12 protein-coding genes are annotated in these 17,301 nt (G+C 39.4%); 9 read left to right on the forward strand and 3 right to left on the reverse strand.

The genetic code is table 11. The annotated features are described in order from the left end of the window. Positions 1-59 precede the first annotated feature (59 nt). The 4 genes from H5088_RS12660 (at position 60) to H5088_RS12675 (ending at position 6,194) form a co-directional block, all read left to right on the forward strand. Positions 60-2,477: a TonB-dependent receptor gene (locus tag H5088_RS12660; protein WP_182753088.1), complete on the forward strand. Its 2,418-nt coding sequence runs from the start codon at positions 60-62 to the stop codon at positions 2,475-2,477. An 85-nt stretch (positions 2,478-2,562) separates the two neighbouring features. After that, positions 2,563-4,146, forward strand: a complete 1,584-nt coding sequence (locus H5088_RS12665) for a sulfotransferase (protein WP_182753090.1) — start codon at positions 2,563-2,565, stop codon at positions 4,144-4,146. 312 nt (positions 4,147-4,458) lie between these two features. After that, complete coding sequence (locus H5088_RS12670; RefSeq protein ID WP_033021299.1) at positions 4,459-5,166, forward strand: AraC family transcriptional regulator; 708 nt, start codon at positions 4,459-4,461, stop codon at positions 5,164-5,166. 101 nt (positions 5,167-5,267) lie between these two features. Next, positions 5,268-6,194, forward strand: coding sequence for a DMT family transporter (locus H5088_RS12675; protein ID WP_182753093.1), 927 nt, complete (start codon positions 5,268-5,270; stop codon positions 6,192-6,194). A gap of 389 nt (positions 6,195-6,583) precedes the next feature. Here the strand turns inward: H5088_RS12675 and H5088_RS12680 are convergent, their stop codons facing one another. Then, the gene (locus H5088_RS12680) at positions 6,584-7,561 is read right to left on the reverse strand and encodes a helix-turn-helix domain-containing protein (protein ID WP_182753095.1); all 978 of its coding nucleotides are present in this window, start codon (positions 7,559-7,561) and stop codon (positions 6,584-6,586) included. A 1,052-nt stretch (positions 7,562-8,613) separates the two neighbouring features. Between H5088_RS12680 and H5088_RS12685 the strand changes: the two genes are divergently transcribed. The 3 genes from H5088_RS12685 to H5088_RS12695 are packed head-to-tail and all read left to right on the forward strand — an operon-like array spanning position 8,614 to position 12,321. Beyond that, positions 8,614-10,467 (forward strand): CIA30 family protein, encoded by a 1,854-nt coding sequence (locus H5088_RS12685; protein WP_182753097.1) that lies wholly within the window; start codon positions 8,614-8,616, stop codon positions 10,465-10,467. Positions 10,468-10,495: 28 nt separating this feature from the next. Then, on the forward strand, positions 10,496-11,536 hold the full coding sequence (locus H5088_RS12690; protein ID WP_182724058.1) for a sensor histidine kinase: 1,041 nt from the start codon (positions 10,496-10,498) through the stop codon (positions 11,534-11,536). Then, positions 11,533-12,321 (forward strand): LytTR family DNA-binding domain-containing protein, encoded by a 789-nt coding sequence (locus H5088_RS12695; protein ID WP_024597345.1) that lies wholly within the window; start codon positions 11,533-11,535, stop codon positions 12,319-12,321. Before H5088_RS12690 ends, H5088_RS12695 begins: the two co-directional genes overlap by 4 nt. Before the next feature lie 13 nt (positions 12,322-12,334). Here H5088_RS12695 and H5088_RS12700 read toward each other — a convergent pair whose 3' ends face one another. Then, complete coding sequence (locus H5088_RS12700; RefSeq protein WP_182753099.1) at positions 12,335-12,739, reverse strand: hypothetical protein; 405 nt, start codon at positions 12,737-12,739, stop codon at positions 12,335-12,337. A gap of 280 nt (positions 12,740-13,019) precedes the next feature. On the opposite strand from H5088_RS12700, the gene uvrA reads away from it, so the two are divergent. Further along, complete coding sequence (gene uvrA, locus H5088_RS12705; protein ID WP_182753101.1) at positions 13,020-15,572, forward strand: excinuclease ABC subunit UvrA; 2,553 nt, start codon at positions 13,020-13,022, stop codon at positions 15,570-15,572. Positions 15,573-15,692: 120 nt separating this feature from the next. Here the strand turns inward: uvrA and H5088_RS12710 are convergent, their stop codons facing one another. Next, positions 15,693-16,517, reverse strand: a complete 825-nt coding sequence (locus H5088_RS12710) for a haloalkane dehalogenase (RefSeq protein ID WP_259398110.1) — start codon at positions 16,515-16,517, stop codon at positions 15,693-15,695. A gap of 242 nt (positions 16,518-16,759) precedes the next feature. Between H5088_RS12710 and H5088_RS12715 the strand changes: the two genes are divergently transcribed. Beyond that, a complete protein-coding gene (locus H5088_RS12715) occupies positions 16,760-17,272 on the forward strand; it encodes a MarR family winged helix-turn-helix transcriptional regulator (protein WP_182753103.1) in 513 nt (170 codons plus the stop codon). Positions 17,273-17,301 lie beyond the last annotated feature (29 nt).

The raw sequence follows: 17,301 nt of genomic DNA on the forward strand, positions 1-17,301 counted from the left end.
TGATAAACTGCTTAACTTAATTTACTAATGTAAAACATTTGAACTGGGGATCACTTTTTATGTTTAAACCAAGCTTGTTAACCTTGGCTATTTCGAGCGCTGTATCTGGCGCATTTTTATTTTCTAATTCTGCAGTGGCACAAGAAGAAATCACAGCTAAAAACAAATCACTCGAAGTAATCGAAGTTACAGCAACAAGGCGCAGCGGCTCGGTGCAAAATGCACCGCTAAATATTACAGCCCTTGATGCTGATATAATGAAAGATCAAAATATCAGTGAGCTTGCGGATGTAGCGCGCTGGGTACCTGGTTTAACAATTACCGATCAAGGTGGCCGCTCAGGCTCGCCTATTATTGTTCGTGGTTTAAATACAAACTCGTCTGGTCCATCATCAGATGGCGGCACAGTATCTACTTACATTAACGAAATTCCTGTTTCGGTAGATATGCGCCTAGTAGATATTGAGCGTGTTGAAGTATTAATTGGGCCACAAGGCACCCTTTATGGTGCAGGCACATTAGGCGGCGCAATTCGCTACATGCTTAAACAGCCTGAGCTTGATTTTACATCGCTTGAAGTTTACGGCGACCTGTTTCAAACAAAAGAAAGTGACTCTTTAGGTGGCGAAGGCGGTTTTATATTTAACCTTCCTATTATCGAAGATAAATTAGCAGTTCGCGCCAGCTTAAACGTATATGAAGACCCCGGTTTTATCGATTACGGCTACGTAGTACGCGAGCCAGGCGTATCACTGCCAGATCCAGATTGGAGCGATAGCTCAGCAGTTAATAACAACCTTAAAAATGTAAAAGACGCCAACGGCGAAACCACCACTACAGGTCGTATTTCTGTTCGCTTTAAACCAAATGAATCGTTTGAAGGTACGCTTAACTACTTTTACCAAAACCAAGACAGCGAAGGCCGCTCGATTGTTCATTACAACAGTCTTAATGCAAACAACGGTTTAAGCGGCGTAATAGGTAAATACGAGTCAGCTTATCGCTTTGAAGAACCTCGCGAGAAAAAAGATCAATTACTAAGCCTTGAACTAAAAGCCGACTTAGGTTTTGCAGAGCTAGTATCGGCAACCGGTATTTCGAGCTTTGATGCCGACGGTCAACGCGATCAAACAGACTTACTTATTCGTCTTGATTACGGCTATGAAGAATTCCCTTCGTTTTCAACGTTTACCCGTGAAATAGACGAAGAAGATACCTTCACTCAAGAAATTCGCTTAGTGTCTCAAAGCGACAGCGACTTTAACTGGATTGTGGGTGGCTTTTACAACAAAACAGAAACCGAAGCGTCAAGCCGAGAGTTTACCCCTGGGTTTGACCAATTCGCTATTGATAACTTTGGTGGCGAGCAGCTAAGACCTGACTCATTAGAATACTTAGAGCTTACAAAAAGTAAAGTCACTGAGTCTGCACTATTTGGTGAAGTTGGTTATCAAGTAACCGACAAATTAGATATTACCATTGGTGCCCGTTTTTACGAATACGATGTAGAGTCGCAAGCAGCTTTTGACTTCCCGCTAGCCAATACATTGTATGGTGGAGTAGATCCTGACAAAATCACCGTTGCATACGAAAAAGATGACGCTGGCGATAACGGTAACTTATTTAAATTTAATGCTAAATATCAATTTACTGATTCAGTAATGGGTTATGTAACAGTAAGTGAAGGCTTTAGAATTGGCGGCTCAAACGGTTTAGTGTCTTGTCCTGATCCAATTGTTGAGGATCAACAAACAGGTTGTGGTAAACCTGACGAATTATTATATGAAGCCGACACCACAACAAACTACGAGCTAGGCTTTAAAAGTACATGGTTTAGAAGCCAGCTACACTTTAACGCCGCGTTATTTAACGTAGATTGGGATGATGCGCAAATCACTGGCGCTACAGATATAGGTCAATTAACGTACCTTTCAAACGCAGGCAGCGCTAATGCAAAAGGGGTAGAAATTTCGACCCGTGCCATTTTATCTGACTCGTTTTCAGTTTACGCAACTTATGCCTACACAAAAGCAGAGCTAACATCAGACGCACCATTTTTGTTTAATGCCGATGGTACCGATGGCGCAGAAGACGGCGACCGTTTACCAGGCTCACCTGAAAATCAATTTTCGATGGGTGTAAACTATCAAACAGACGTGTTTAACGACAAAACGCTTGATATTAACTACGGTTTAACTGCGCAAAGCGACGTGCTTTCAAGAGTAGGGCTTCGTGATAACGGCGAAACACTACCAGGTTACAGCTTAAGTAATATATCAGCTAAATTAACAGCTGATGCATGGTCAACTACCCTATATGTTGATAACCTATTCAACAAATACGCGGTTACATCCGTTCGTCGTTCAGATGCCGATATAACATCAGCAAATGGTGCCGACATACAACGTAACTACGGCCATTACATTAATCGCCCGCTTACGGTAGGTGTTAAATTTAACTACAAATTTGAGATATAATTTATAGTAATTTTTAAACAATGTTTTAAGGCTCAAATTTATTTGAGCCTTTTTATTTTCTTTCACAAAATAATTACCAAAAACCATGCAGCCAAATTTAAAGCAACTTCATCAAAGCGCAATACACTCTCTAAACCAAGGTAAAATAGAGCAAGCACACAAAGCCCTAGTGGAGTTAGTTACACTCAAACCAGACTTTGCTGATGGGTATTTTTTGCTGGCAATGGTTAATTTAACTGTTGGGCAAATACACAAAGCAATAAAGCTCATCGAAAAAGCCCTCACCCTTGGCAAAAGTATTGAATATACCGCGCAACTTGCTAAATGTTACGCACTTACTGGCGAATTACAAAAAGCAAAAAACACCGCACTATCGGTGCCATTAAAGCAAATAACTAAAGCACTTGATGCCGACACACTCGGCGTTGCACTTACTCAAGCAGGCATTCACGAACAAGCACTTAACTACTTTGAGTGCGCTATTAAACTGGCTAATACAGCCAACAAAGCTCAACCCCCGTTTTATTATAACTACGGTGTAAGCGCTAAATTTTTAGGACTGTTTGATAAAGCTCAACACGCTTTTGAAAATGCCATAGCGCTTAACCCACTGCATCATCAAAGTCATTTTGCATTAAGTGATTTAACTAAAGTAAGTAAGCAAAACAATCATATTGAGCGCTTAAAAAATGTATTTGAGCAAGCAACACACCCCGATGCAAAACTGCATATTGGCCATGCTTTAGCAAAAGAGTATCAAGATCTTGGTGAATTTTCAGAGGCTTTTAACGCGTTAGAGCAAGGTAAATTAGCAAAACGTGCTGTACAACCGTTTGATCATAAAAGCTCAACTGAGTTATTTGAACACATTAAACACTTAAGTGAGCAGCATAAACAAGCGCCAACACAAGGTAACCCAACGGCCGAACCTATTTTTGTATTAGGCATGCCCCGCTCTGGAACCACATTGGTTGAGCGTATTTTATCGAGCCACAGCGACGCGCAATCAGCCGGTGAATTACAAGACTTTGGCCTAAGTGTTAAAAAGCTGAGCCAAACACAAACACCCCATGTGCTCGACACTCAAACGCTCAGTAAAGCCTACGAGCTTGATTTTAATCAGCTTGGGTCAACCTATTTAAACGCAACACGCGTAATAACAGGCAGCCATAAACACTTTATTGATAAGCTCCCGTTTAACTTTTTTTATATCGATTTAATAACCAAAGCACTGCCAAACGCCAAAATAATTTGTATGCTGCGCGATCCAATGGACACCTGTATTGGCAACTATCGCCAATTATTTACCATTAATAACCCCTACTACGCGTACTCGCTCGATTTACTCGACACAGCAAAATTTTACAGCCGTTTTTACAAACTACTGCAGCACTTTAGTACCCTGCACAGCAATATAAAATTAGTAAAATACGAAGAATTAGTCGCACAGCCCGAGCAACAAATTAAAGAGTTAGTCAGCTTTTGTAACCTAGAGTGGCAAGCACAATGTATAGATTTTCACTTAAACACCGCACCGGTCTCTACCGCCAGTAAAGTACAAGTACGCCAACCACTTAACAATAAAGCAATTGGGCGCTGGAAAGCATTTAAGCCCCATACTGATAAAGCAGTGGAGTACCTTTTAAAACAAGGTATTAGTATTGAGTAAACGCTTTATTTTACCGGTGAGAGACGCCAAATAAGAGGCTTTGTGTACGTGTGTAGATCGGATAAGCGAAGCGCCATCCGACACAGTAAAATACCTTGCCAATTATTATCTACATTTTATGTTGTGGAGTGGCGGAGAATGCCAACAGCAGATATTACCTTTCAAAGCCTTTAGTGGGACTGCTAAGCCACCATTGCAGTCATTGAGGTTTAAGTTAAAGAGCCAATAAAACTAACACTTCACTTTGTCATCCATTGCTCTACTATGTATAACCAAAATCAGGATGAAATAAGGCCATACATTTCTGTTATTATGAAAAATCTATTATCCATTCGTTCTTATAGCACAAAACCAACCCGTCACTCACATCACTTTAATCAATTGGTTTTACCTTTACGTGGTGTCATAAATATATGCGTTGGTGATTTCAATGGTAAAGTTGCGCCAAGTGAGTGTGTTGTAGTTAAAGCCAATGAAGAGCACTTGTTCACTGCAGATACTGAAGCTAGATTTGTAGTTGTGGACATGAAAAACCTACCCCTAAATATTTCATCTTCTCACTGTATTGTTTTTGCAATTAACTCATCCCTTAAAAGTTACTTAACCTTTATCGAAAACCAATTAGAAAATAAAGTTAATGCTCAATTAGAACAGGCGATGTTTGAAATGTTCAGTTTACTGCTTGCAGAGCAACCTTTATTGCCAAAAGTAGATAACCGTATTGGTACAGCAATATCCTTCATAGAGCAAAATATTGCAGAGCAACTTCACATTAAACGCCTGGCTGAATCTGCTTTTCTAAGCGAAACGCAGTTTAAGAAACTATTTAAGCAACAAACAAATATGACTGTGATGAAATACGTAACCAAACTTCGTATGGAAAAAGCGCAAGCTTTACTAACACACACAGATTATCCACTATCAATCATTGGTGAAAAAGTAGGCTACAAAGAGCCGTCAGCCTTTAGCCGAAAGTTTTCACAATACTTTGGCCTACCACCTAATAAATTCAAAAAGTAAACTTAGTCTTTATTGTCAACGATAGCGTCTTAATTGTTAAAAACTCCTTTCATCATTAGCATACAATTTCTGTATTGAAATAATAAAAAACAGGTTTCACTATGCAAAGTCATCACGGAAGTTTTAAAGGTGTAATTGCTATCATTATTGCTAGTTTTTTGTGGGGAACAACAGGCACCGCAGCAAGCTATTCCCCTGATGTGAGTTCGTTTGCAATTGGTGCATTCTCTATGGGAATAGGGGGAATGCTACTTGTTATTACAGCACGAAAAACGTTATTTATAGATTATAAGCTCATGATTTCACAGCCTAAGGTATTACTTTTAGGTGCCGCTTCTGTCGCTATTTATCCATTAGCATTTTATACTTCAATGCGTTTATCAGGTGTTGCAATTGGCACTGTAGTTTCAATTGCTACGGCACCTTTTTTTGCTGCAATCCTTGAAAGCCTAATTAGTAAAAAAAATATATCACTGGAATGGGTACTGAGTTTTGTTATTGGAGCTATAGGTATTACTTTATTAACGTTAGGTAGAGATCAGAGTAATGATCCTTCATACAGTATTAATCAACAGAGCCTGGGTATTCTTTTGGGGTGTATTGCTGGATTAACCTATGCAGGTTATTCATGGGCAGCAAGGAGTTTAATTGAAAGTGGAGTTCATTCGAAATCGTCAATGTCAGGACTGTTTGGTTGTGCTGCTTTATTGTTACTCCCTTCATTATGGTTTACAGGTGATAACTTATTTTCAAGCGCAACCAATGCATTGGTATCTTTGTATATGGCAGTAATTCCAATGTTTTTAGGATACTTATTATTTGGTTTTGGCTTGAATTATATAAATGCAAGTAAAGCAACATTAATTACCTTAATAGAACCATTAGTTGCAACTGTTTTAGCCGTTTTCGTTATTGGTGAAAGGTTTAAGATAATTGGTTGGATAGGTGTGGCTTTGGTATCACTATGCCTATTAATGCAAACCATCAAACCTCAAAAGCAATTAAGAGTACCTATTAAATCTATGTAGCTTAAGAGCATTGACAATGCTTTTAAAAGCTTACCAAAGGGTATAATTCATTTATATAAAGTAAAAAATATGAACGCTCGTAACGAACGTTCATAACGAACGTTCATAAAGAACGTTCATAAAATGTAATAACCAAGGAGACGAGTATTGACTTCATACATCATAATTTCTCACAGTCTGCCTCACGCTCACAGCCGAACTTCGCTAAAGTGCCATTTATAGTATTTGAATTTAGGTCTAGATTGATGATCGTAAATGCCAGCATAGCGGTTGTTCAAGTATTTATATTTAGATGACTTATTTGTATCCCCCCTAATCTCTGCCATATTAGAAAGTTACTGGTTAAGATTAGGTTTTTGTATCGCTGATAAAGATGCATATCATGTTCATCACTCTTCTTTATCCAGCAACTCCATTAATCCAACCAGTGCAGCGAAAAGTACAGCCCCTACAGGCCAAATTATCCAAGTTACGCCCCAATCCATAGTCCATAAGCTCCAACCAAGAAAGATAGCGATTAGCAAAGGCCAGTAGAATGCAGCGAGTTTTTCAGCACGTTTTACACGTCTACTCTTTACGGTATCTAGAGGCCCATCTTTTAGAATATTGTTATAAGCCTCGTATTTAGCCGCAACAGGAGACACAATGTATATCCCAGCGGCTATGATGAGCATAAGTACAATTAGCATCATTAGAGTTATACTTGGGCCTCTGAAAAGCATACTAGCAAACATAAGAGGTGCAAAACTGATAATGAACATAAATATACCCAACGATAATCTTCGATTATAGGTAGGTCTGAACTTTGTTAATTTTTCATTGAAAACACCATGTACACCATAGGCTAATTCAAATGCTTCATTATCTATTACCGCTATATCGCTTTCATATTGGTTGGCTCTGAGAAAAAAATTTATTCCCATAGAGACCATAACTACAATACACACAACTCCTATCGCTGCTGCGATATTGCCTGTCAGGTTCAATCGATTGGTTTCAGCCATTGCCAAGAAGAAAAACAAAGGTACTACTGAGCATAAACAAAGTATAACTCCTTTAGTGATTAAGGCTGACACTTCCATCTTATTTTCAATATATTTTGCTGCTTGTTCTAAACTAATTTGAATGATATCAGGCTTTTTATTTTCATCATGAGAATCAAAAGCTTCATTCTCATCTCTTAGTAGAAAGTCAGTAGATACGTCAAAAAGCTCCGCCAACATAATTATCCTATTTAAATCAGGTATGCTATTAGTACTTTCCCACTTAGACACTGACTGCCTAGAAACATTCATCTTTCCAGCCAATTCTTCCTGCGACCAACCAACTTGTTTTCTTAATCTGACAATCTTTTCTGCTAAAATCATAAAGTTCATTCCTTCATTTGTTGTTGAGCGGTAAGCATAGAAAGTCAGGTAGTTGCAGACCAGCAAGTCAAGTTGTTAATTTGTCAACCAGCGGTTGCAATTAGGCTAAACAGCTAAATTTAAACATTTTATTTGGTGCTAGCAAGTTAGTTTTTCATTTTGAGAGTCGAACCAAATCAGACATCCTAAATATAACTAAGCTGTCAATCTATGGCAAAATTTCCCCATCAGACAGGTCTTCCAGCCCAAAAGCTTAAAAGGTGCCCGTTTGATCCAATTTTGTCACTCGTTTAGGGAAGAGTTTAGTGTTTAATTGCTAAAATCACCTATAGCATAACTAGGGCATCCATAGTTAAACCACCTCAAAAAAAGAATGTTAGGAATGGGTCAATTTTGTTGGCTAACGGTTGCTCGATTTAAGTTGTTAATTTACATTATTATTGATAATTTTCAGTAATTTGACATGATTAATTCATTAGAAATCTGTGTAAAAATTAAATGCTAGCGTCTTCTATACTCACAAAGTGATCTTGAAACCGAATTCATTACTGACTGCTTTAGGCTCAAATGAACATCAAGTGATGGAAGTTCAAAGGCAGCAACGAGCTTACACTAGCCCCTCAAACATGCAGTATATATTGGTTTGAATTACCAATAATCTGTTTATTCTTTTACAAAAACTAATGTCAGCTTTCGGCTAATAGTTAGCTTTAGTAAAGCAGGTTCGAACGTCAGCTATAGAGAAAAATGGATTCCAATTACAAGATGCTTGAGCGGCTGTTAATCGCTCCTAGCCGCCTTTAAAAGTCATTCAAACAAGATTAAATTTTAAAACCCTGTTTTAAAATAGGCATACCCGCCGAAGGGATCTATCGCTAATTCATAATATTTAGTTCAGTTAATCTGGGCGCACCACTACGTTTATTTACTTTAGTGTCGGTTCAACGGTAAATAATGTCGATTCAGATAAACATTAATGAAGCAGGTTAAAAAACTCGCTAAATTCATTATCAACAAAACGCCAAATACCTATTTTGATAAGGAATATAGTCATGAACATTATTACAAAAACAGTTATAGCACTGAGTTTAACAAGCCACTTTAGTGCGCATGCCATTGACCTGCGAGTCGACAATATTCGTGTATACCAAAGTAATTCGCAAAGCTTTTCTGCGCCGAGTTCGCTTTATATTGACGATGGTAAAATTGTAAACGTTGCCAAAGCGACCGACCCACTACAAAACGCCGATAAAACTATTGATGCCAACAACCAATATGCAATACCAGGTTTAATTGATTTACATGTACATTTGGGTTCATCAGGCAGTAACTTTTCTGAGTTTCAGTATTTGCCGGTTAAATCGCACTTTAATTCTAATTTGTATTTAGGCGTAACTAACATTGTTGATTTGTTTTCGTTTGAGCAAACCCTAAACGAAGCCGCTCAATTAGAAGAAGCCCAACTAACCCCTAACCTTTTTTATGCAGGTACATTGTTTACCAACCCTGGCGGGCATGGCACGCAGTTTGGTGGCAACGCTTACGAAATTGCCAAAAATGAAGACATAGCAGCGCTATGGAAAAAACATATAAGCACCCAGCCCCATGTAACTAAAGCGGTTATTGAAACCTTTGGCGGTGTGGGTAAATCGTTGACTGATAGCCAATTAAGCGATCTTGGTAAGCGCTCTAAAGCGGCTAATTTACCGTATTTTGTGCATGTTTCTACACTAGATGATGGCAAACGCGCTATTAAGGCCGGTGCAACGGCTTTAGCCCACGGTATTAATAGCGAAGCGATAGATGATGAGTTTATTACGCTAATGAAACAGCATAATGTAACCTACATTCCTACCCTTGCGGTGTACCACAACCATAGCGATGAAAAGCATAACCATACTATTAGCTCACAAAACGAGTTACTAAAAACCATTCCCGAAAAGCTTCAAGAGTGCTTGTTTGAAAATGTGCCTGCGCCTTCAAAATGGAAAGAACACGCATGGAGTAAACGTAAAACCGCTTATGCAAATATTCAAAAGTTACATAAAGCTAATATCACTATAGGCACCGGCTCTGATGCCGGAAACCCATACACAATCCATGGAACAGGGTTACATAACGAGTTAGATGCACTTAAAAAAGCGGGCCTAACTAATGGTGAAATAATTAATGCGGCAACGGTTAACGGCGCACAAGCGATCAATAAAGCAGATAGTATTGGTAAGCTTGCTAAAGGCTTTGAGGCAAGCTTTATACTGCTTAAGCAAAACCCACTTGATGATATAAACCATATTCACACAATCTCAGAGGTTTATAAAGCAGGTATACAAGTAAACCGCCCAGCGCTTATTGCTCAAAACAAAGCCATAAAGCCACAAGGCCCCACTTGTAATGAAGTAATTAAAAGCAGCCAAGCGCAGCATGTTATTGATGATTTTACCGGTGATACACCATGGCAAGCCTTAAGCGACTCGGTAATGGGTGGTCAGTCTGTGGCAACGCTTACCACGCATAAAAATAGCTTAACTATAGATACAACCATTACAAAGCCAACAAGCTTTGGCGCGTGGGCAGGCGCTGAAATAAAATTTACATCACCGGCTGATGCTTCAGCATTTAAAGGTGTGCGCTTAACGTATAAAGGGTCTACCACGCCTTTTGCTTTGTCTGTTTATCATAGTGATGTAAAGGATTGGGATCACTTTAGTGTACTTTTAAAGCCGCGCGATGAATGGACCGCGCTTGATATTCCCTTCACTACACTTAAACAATTTGGTTTTGGTAGCCCAGTTACGTGGTCGGCAACAGAATTAACTGGGGTTAACTTAATGTGGCGTAAAATGCCAGGCGCAAGCAATGAGCTATTAAAAAACACACTACAAATCAAAGAGCTAACTTACTTTTAAATGAGTAGCAGTCAAAACACAAAATCATTTGGGTTTTGACTGTTTTTTGTTATGGTTTAATCACTTACAAAAAGAAGCACATACTATGCTCAAACATCCATTTTATAAATACAGCTTTTTTACTCTACTTATTGTAGATATTGCTTATGCCCTTGGGCTAATAATCGCGAACTCCGCACCCTTTACTACTGGTAGTGCACTCGCTGCAACTGTGTGGTTCGTTACTTTTTACTGGGTTCCTGTTTGGAGTGCGGCAGCGGTTATTTTTTACCTTCGCAATAAACACATTAACAAAATAGCATTTGAATGGTTAATTGCAGTTGTATTTATGGCACTTGGTAATGTGCTTACCGATATATTACTCACACAGCTTTTTGATGGGCATAAATCGATGGGAGTATTTGTTGTATTTAACGGCTTACTTTGGGGATCGTGTATTTACTTTACCAGTATTTTTATTGAAAATAAAAAACGCGCAACAGCCGAAAAACACGCACTTAAACAAGCCCAACTTGCTACATTACGATATCAACTAAACCCTCACTTTATGTTTAATAGCTTAAATACAATTTCGGCCTATATTCATACAAACCCTGATTTAGCCGATGAAGTACTGCATGAACTTGCTGATATTTTAAGGTACTCCCTTGATACCGCCGAGCAACAGCAAATACCTTTACAGCAAGAGCTTACAATAATAGAAAAATACTTAAATATTGAAAAAGCACGCTTTGGCGATAAACTTCAGGTTAATTACCATATTCCCAATAGGCTTAAAGACATATCGCTACCACCGCTACTTATTCAGCCAATTATTGAAAACGCCATTAAACACAACGCCAACCAAACTTCGCTAATACTTAATATAACCCTGAGTGAGCTTCCAAACGGCGTTAAAATACAAATTAGCGATAATGGTAAGGGTTTTTCGAGCGATGTAATAAAGCACGGGCATGGCAATGGTGTAGGGATGAAAAACATACTCAAGCGCGTCAAACAACTTGGTAAAAGTAAGGTACTACTGAGCAATAATAATGGTGCAGTGGTTACGTTGGAGCTAGCACTATGAACAGCAAAAACCAGCAACATACTATTACTAAAATGCGCGTATTATTTGCCGATGACGAGCTTCCCGCTCGCGAAAAATTAAGCCATCAATTAAGTTTAATGGAGCATGTTGAATTGGTGGCTATGGCTACAAATGGCAAAGAGGCTATTACATTAATCAATGAGTTGACCCCTGATGTGGTATTACTTGATATTCAAATGCCTGAAATTAACGGTCTTGAGCTTATTGATTTACTTAACTACCAGCCCATTATTATTTACACAACCGCGTATGACCAATTTGCTATTGAAGCTTTTGAGCACGCCTCAACTGACTACTTACTCAAACCTTTTCCTATTGCTAGGCTAAAAAAAGCTCTCGCCAAAGCGCAGCAGCAACTAGAGCAACAACGTGCACATACCCTAGTCAATCACGAACCCAACGAGCAAACGTTTACATTAACCAAAAACACTATAAATAAACTCATTAGTAAAAACGGTGAGCGGATATTTTTACTCTCCCCTAGTAATATTAAATTTATTAAATCGGAGCAGGGCAATAGTTTGGCGTGGAATGGCGATACATTTCATCATTTAAGCGATACACTTGATCAGCTTGAGCATGCTTTAGCTGCACATAACTTTGTACGAATCCACCGCAGTTATTTGGTTAATATTGACCACATTAAAGAAATACAGCGCTGGTTTAATGGCAAACTTATGGTGATTGTAAATGACGATATTAAATCTGAACTAAGCACCAGCAGAGCCGGCGCAGATAAGTTAAAGCAATTGCTGCATATTTAACTTATCCAATATGCTACTGGTCGTTACTCGAATACACACTTAAAATAGGGAATTTATAATCGGCAAACGATACAGTTACCGATTGTGTTTCGTTGCCTTTAAAACCGAGTTTAAATTCCATTGGCATAAATCGGCTGCCGTCAGCAAAAAGTGCAAGTAAGTGCTCCTCGCCTAATTCTCGATTGCCCGACGATAAGTTAATTAGCGTTATAACAGCCCAGCGTTCGCCCTCTTCATTGCTCATTAATACATAATTAACGATTTTAAAATCCCCTTTTTTAGGGGTTATGTTGCTATCGTTTGCAAACGATAAGTGCATGCTATTTGGTACTGCACGGTCAACATTTAGCGCTTTGATAGAGTAGGCTTGGCTTGCCCACGAAAGCACCAATAAAATGATCACTAAGGCTTTCTTCACTGTGAGTTCCTTTTTATTACCTAGTAAAATACCTAGTAAAATACCTAGTAAATTACCTAATAAATTACATAACAATAACTGTTTAAATTATATTCGCATTCCATACCTATTATGTAAACAAACAATTATCACAATTTTATCCAGCGCTTTGGCTGCGCCACTACAGACTAAGCGCTCATTCAGTGTGCTTGCGCTACTTTGAGGTAATAACTAGTGATAAGAGTAAATAATTAAAAGCTAACTTAAAGTAAAAAGCGCGATTAAACAGGAGTATAAACGTATGGCAAGCACACATAAAAACTCAACAACGGATTTATCTGATCCCAGTAACAGCATTCAAGTAAGAGGGGCGCGCGTTCACAACTTAAAAAATGTAGACGTTGATTTACCTCGTAACGCATTGGTTGTTTTTACAGGAATATCGGGCTCTGGAAAGTCGTCGCTTGCGTTTGGAACGCTGTTTGCTGAGTCGCAGCACCGTTACCTTGATTCAGTATCGCCGTACGCCCGAAGGTTGATAGATCAAGTTGATGAGCCCGATGTTGATTCTATTGAAGGGCTACCGCCTGCCGTTGCTTTGCAGCAGCAACGCGGCGCACCGTCGGTTCGCTCATCAGTTGGCAGCATAACAACTATTTCTAACGCGCTACGCATGCTTTACTCTCGTGCTGGCGAATACCCCAAAGGGCAAGGCATACTTTACGCCGATGCGTTTTCGCCGAATACGCCACAAGGTGCGTGCCCAGAATGCTCAGGAATAGGCCGAGTGTTTGAAGTAACCGAAAAGCTACTTGTGCCAGATGATACAAAAACTATTCGCCAGCGCGCCATTGAAGCGTGGCCACCAGCATGGCAAGGTAAAAACCTAAGCCGTATACTTACCTCGCTTGGTTATGACATAGACACACCTTGGAACAAACTTTCTAAAAAAGCACGGGATTGGATTTTATTTACCGACGAAACACCTAGTGTGCCGGTATACCCAGATTACACCTATGAGCAAACACAAAATGCGATAAAAAATAACGAAGATCCAAGCTACATGGGAACTTTTTCAAGCGCTAAACGCTTTGTTTTACAGTCTTTTGCTACTACCCAAAGCCCGCGTACTAAAAAGCGCGTATCACAGCTTATGCAAATATCGCAGTGCCCTACTTGCCAAGGTAAAAAATTAAAACAAGCATCGTTAAGTGTTAAATTTGCAGGGCTTGATATTGGCGAGCTATCTCAACTTACATTAAACGAGCTTGCTAAAAAACTAAGTAACGCCGCCAATACCAAAGTAAATAAAAATACAAAAAATCCAGAGCAAGCCATTGTTACGCAGCGCATTGCCAGCGATATACTCACCCGTATTGAAGCACTAACCATGCTTGGTTTAGGATACTTGTCGCTTGAGCGTACAACGCCAACGCTCTCACCCGGAGAGCTACAACGGTTGCGACTTGCCACACAAATTCGCTCTAAATTATTTGGGGTAGTTTACGTGTTAGATGAACCTTCAGCGGGTTTACACCCTGCAGACACTCAAGCACTTTTAAAAGCGCTTGATGAGCTAATAGCGGCTGGCAATTCTGTATTTGTTGTTGAACACGATGTTAGCGTTGTTAAACATGCCGATTGGATTGTTGATGTAGGCCCTGATGCAGGTGTCCATGGTGGCAACATTATTTACAGCGGCCCTGTTGAAGGGCTAAGAAAAATAAAAAATTCGCACACCGGTCGCCACCTTTTTGCTAAAGACGCCAGTCAAAAATCTACTCAAAATAGCGCTCAAAAAAAGGAGCAAAGGCAGCCAAAAGCGTGGTTAAAATTGGCAGATATTGAGCGTAACAATCTTAAAAAACTCAATGCAGAATTTCCACTAGGTGTTATGACAACCGTTACTGGTGTTTCGGGCTCTGGTAAATCAAGTTTAGTAAGCCAAGCGTTAGTAGAACTTGTTTACGAAGCACTTGGGCAAAAAATAATAACGGAAGCGCCAACCGACGAAGCCGACTTACTCGAACAAGAGCTGCAAACACACACCAGCGGAAAAATCATTGAAGGTATAAATAATATAAGCCGCCTGATTACCGTAAATCAAAAAGCGATTGGCCGTACCCCTCGTTCAAACTTAGCTACCTATACGGGTTTATTTGATCATGTGCGTAAACTATTTGCTTCTACCCAAAAAGCGAAAGAGCGCCGTTACGATGCCGGTCGCTTTTCGTTTAATGTTGCTAAAGGTCGCTGTAAAAACTGTGAGGGCGTTGGCTTTGTGAGTATAGAGCTACTGTTTTTACCTAGTGTTTATTCACCTTGCCAAGTGTGTCATGGCAAACGTTATAACGAGCAAACACTTGAGGTTACATATCGTGATAAAGACATAAGCGATATCCTCAATTTAACGGTTGAATCGGCGCATACCTTTTTTGAAAATGAACCTGCAATACTGCGAGCACTCGATGCACTTATGCAAGTTGGTCTTGGGTATTTACGTTTAGGGCAACCTGCCACTGAGCTTTCGGGCGGTGAAGCGCAGCGTATTAAATTAGCAACTGAACTACAACGTACGCAGCGCGGTAACACCCTTTATATTCTTGATGAGCCAACTACAGGCCTGCATCCATCGGATGTATCAATGTTAATGGCGCAGTTAAATAAATTAGTTGATGCTGGCAATACCGTCATTATGGTTGAACACGATATGCAAGTAGCCCGCAATAGTGACTGGGTTATTGATGTAGGACCCGGTGCTGGCGAAGAAGGCGGCTTAATTGTAGCGCAAGGTTCACCCGAAAAAGTGGCAAGCGTAAAGGCGAGTAAAACCGCACCATTTTTACTTAAATAGTTAATGGGTGACGCTTTTAGTTGTATAAAAGCGTCACCTATATATGGTAGTTAACGCTGAAAATAACGGCTTGAGATAGATTAATTATCCAAAGTTCAGGTTTACTAATACATCCCGTTTTTATCTTGGTAACCAATCAGAAATAGCCTTACCTATTTCGTGCGGCGAATCTTCTTGAATATAGTGAATACCGCTTACGGTTACCTCAGTTAGGTTTGGCCATGTGCGCACAAAGTCTCTTGCGTAACCAACTAAAAAAGCACCCGGTTCAGCATTAATAAATAGCTTTGGAATATCGTGAGAGTTAGCTAAAAAACTCGCATAGCTTTTTACTGAAGCCACGGTATCGGCAGGCTCTCCAGCAATGGGCAGTTGGCGAGGCCCTGCTAAAATTGCACGGCGATCTTCCCCTGAATTAATAAAGGGTCTGCGATACTCATCATGCTCTGCCTGCGTTAATTTGCGTGCAATGGTCGCTGGTAATATTGTTTCAATAAAAAAGTTGTCATCAAGCACCATTTTTTCACCCTCAGCTGAGCGCATAGTGCCAATAGGGCCGTGCAAATCTTTAGGAAAATCGTCCCATGTTGGAAAGTCAGTAACAATTGCTTCCATAAACGCAATTGCTTTTACTGCATCACGATGTATATTAGCCCAGTTAAAACCAACGCCTGAACCCCAATCGTGTAGCACCAAGGTAACGTTATTATTTACACCCAACGCTTCTAAAAGTGCAAATGTGTATTTGCTGTTTTCAGCAAGTGAGTAGCTGCCCTCATGGGTGTTATCTAACTTTTGCGAATCTCCTAATCCAATCATATCAATAGCAATTAAACGCCCTTTTCCTTGCAAATAGGGCATAACGTTTCGCCAAAGAAAGCTAGATGTAGGGTTACCATGTAAAAATACAATAGGATCACCTTCTCCTTCATCTATGTAGGCCATTTTTTATCTAATACTGTTTTAAACTTTTTTGTATAACGTAATGTTTCTGAATCATTTTTCATTTAATTATATCGCTTTATTTAACTGATGAGCTGGCGGTAAATCCTCGCTCATCTAATTTGTGTAATATTCGAAGTAGATTAACTAATTTCGAGTTAATATACATGACTGAGTCACACAATAAATGAGAGCGCTTAATTTGTCACTATATTTATATGATCGAATCACATATAATTAAATTTATGAAAAATGAAAAATATATATTAAATTTAATCGGCACGTTTGCTACTTCTGTTTCTAATGACGTTGAAAAACAGATTGCTGAATTAGGCGGGCGAAGCCTAAGCCACGAAGCGGCACTGGTCACTATTTACAATCATCCGAATGAAACCATTGATGTACTAAGCAAGGTTTTAGGCTTAACGCATTCTGGTGCAGTTAGATTAATAAATACACTTGAAAAAGAAGAACTTGTAGAAAGGCGAAAGTCAGTAAAAGATGCCCGCTCTGTTGTTTTATGCGTAACGGATAAAGGAAGTAAAAGGGTTGAACTAGTACTAGGCAGCAGAGAAACAGCCACCTCTAAAATACTAAACAACTTTAATGATGAACAAAAACAAAGTTTTTTAAGTTTGATAGAAGTAGCACTTGGCAGCCTAACAAGCGAGCAGGTAGAAGCACGTAAAATATGCAAATTATGTAACGAAGGTGTATGCCGTAAACAAGGCTGCCCGGTAGAAAACTCAATTAAGTAACTAATTACTTCATGCATCTGCCCACTATA

This window comes from Pseudoalteromonas sp. SR43-3, assembly GCF_014163875.1.
Classification (GTDB): Bacteria; Pseudomonadota; Gammaproteobacteria; order Enterobacterales; family Alteromonadaceae; genus Pseudoalteromonas; species Pseudoalteromonas distincta.

Bases quoted from the DNA above. Each gene is read 5' to 3' on its own strand.
- H5088_RS12670 (WP_033021299.1), top strand. From the start codon at position 4,459: ATGAAAAATCTATTATCCATTCGTTCTTATAGCACAAAACCAACCCGT.
- H5088_RS12685 (WP_182753097.1), top strand. From the start codon at position 8,614: ATGAACATTATTACAAAAACAGTTATAGCACTGAGTTTAACAAGCCAC.
- H5088_RS12665 (WP_182753090.1), top strand. From the start codon at position 2,563: ATGCAGCCAAATTTAAAGCAACTTCATCAAAGCGCAATACACTCTCTA.
- uvrA (WP_182753101.1), top strand. From the start codon at position 13,020: ATGGCAAGCACACATAAAAACTCAACAACGGATTTATCTGATCCCAGT.
- H5088_RS12695 (WP_024597345.1), top strand. From the start codon at position 11,533: ATGAACAGCAAAAACCAGCAACATACTATTACTAAAATGCGCGTATTA.
- H5088_RS12660 (WP_182753088.1), top strand. From the start codon at position 60: ATGTTTAAACCAAGCTTGTTAACCTTGGCTATTTCGAGCGCTGTATCT.
- H5088_RS12680 (WP_182753095.1), bottom strand. From the start codon at position 7,561: ATGATTTTAGCAGAAAAGATTGTCAGATTAAGAAAACAAGTTGGTTGG.
- H5088_RS12675 (WP_182753093.1), top strand. From the start codon at position 5,268: ATGCAAAGTCATCACGGAAGTTTTAAAGGTGTAATTGCTATCATTATT.
- H5088_RS12715 (WP_182753103.1), top strand. From the start codon at position 16,760: ATGAAAAATGAAAAATATATATTAAATTTAATCGGCACGTTTGCTACT.
- H5088_RS12710 (WP_259398110.1), bottom strand. From the start codon at position 16,517: ATGGCCTACATAGATGAAGGAGAAGGTGATCCTATTGTATTTTTACAT.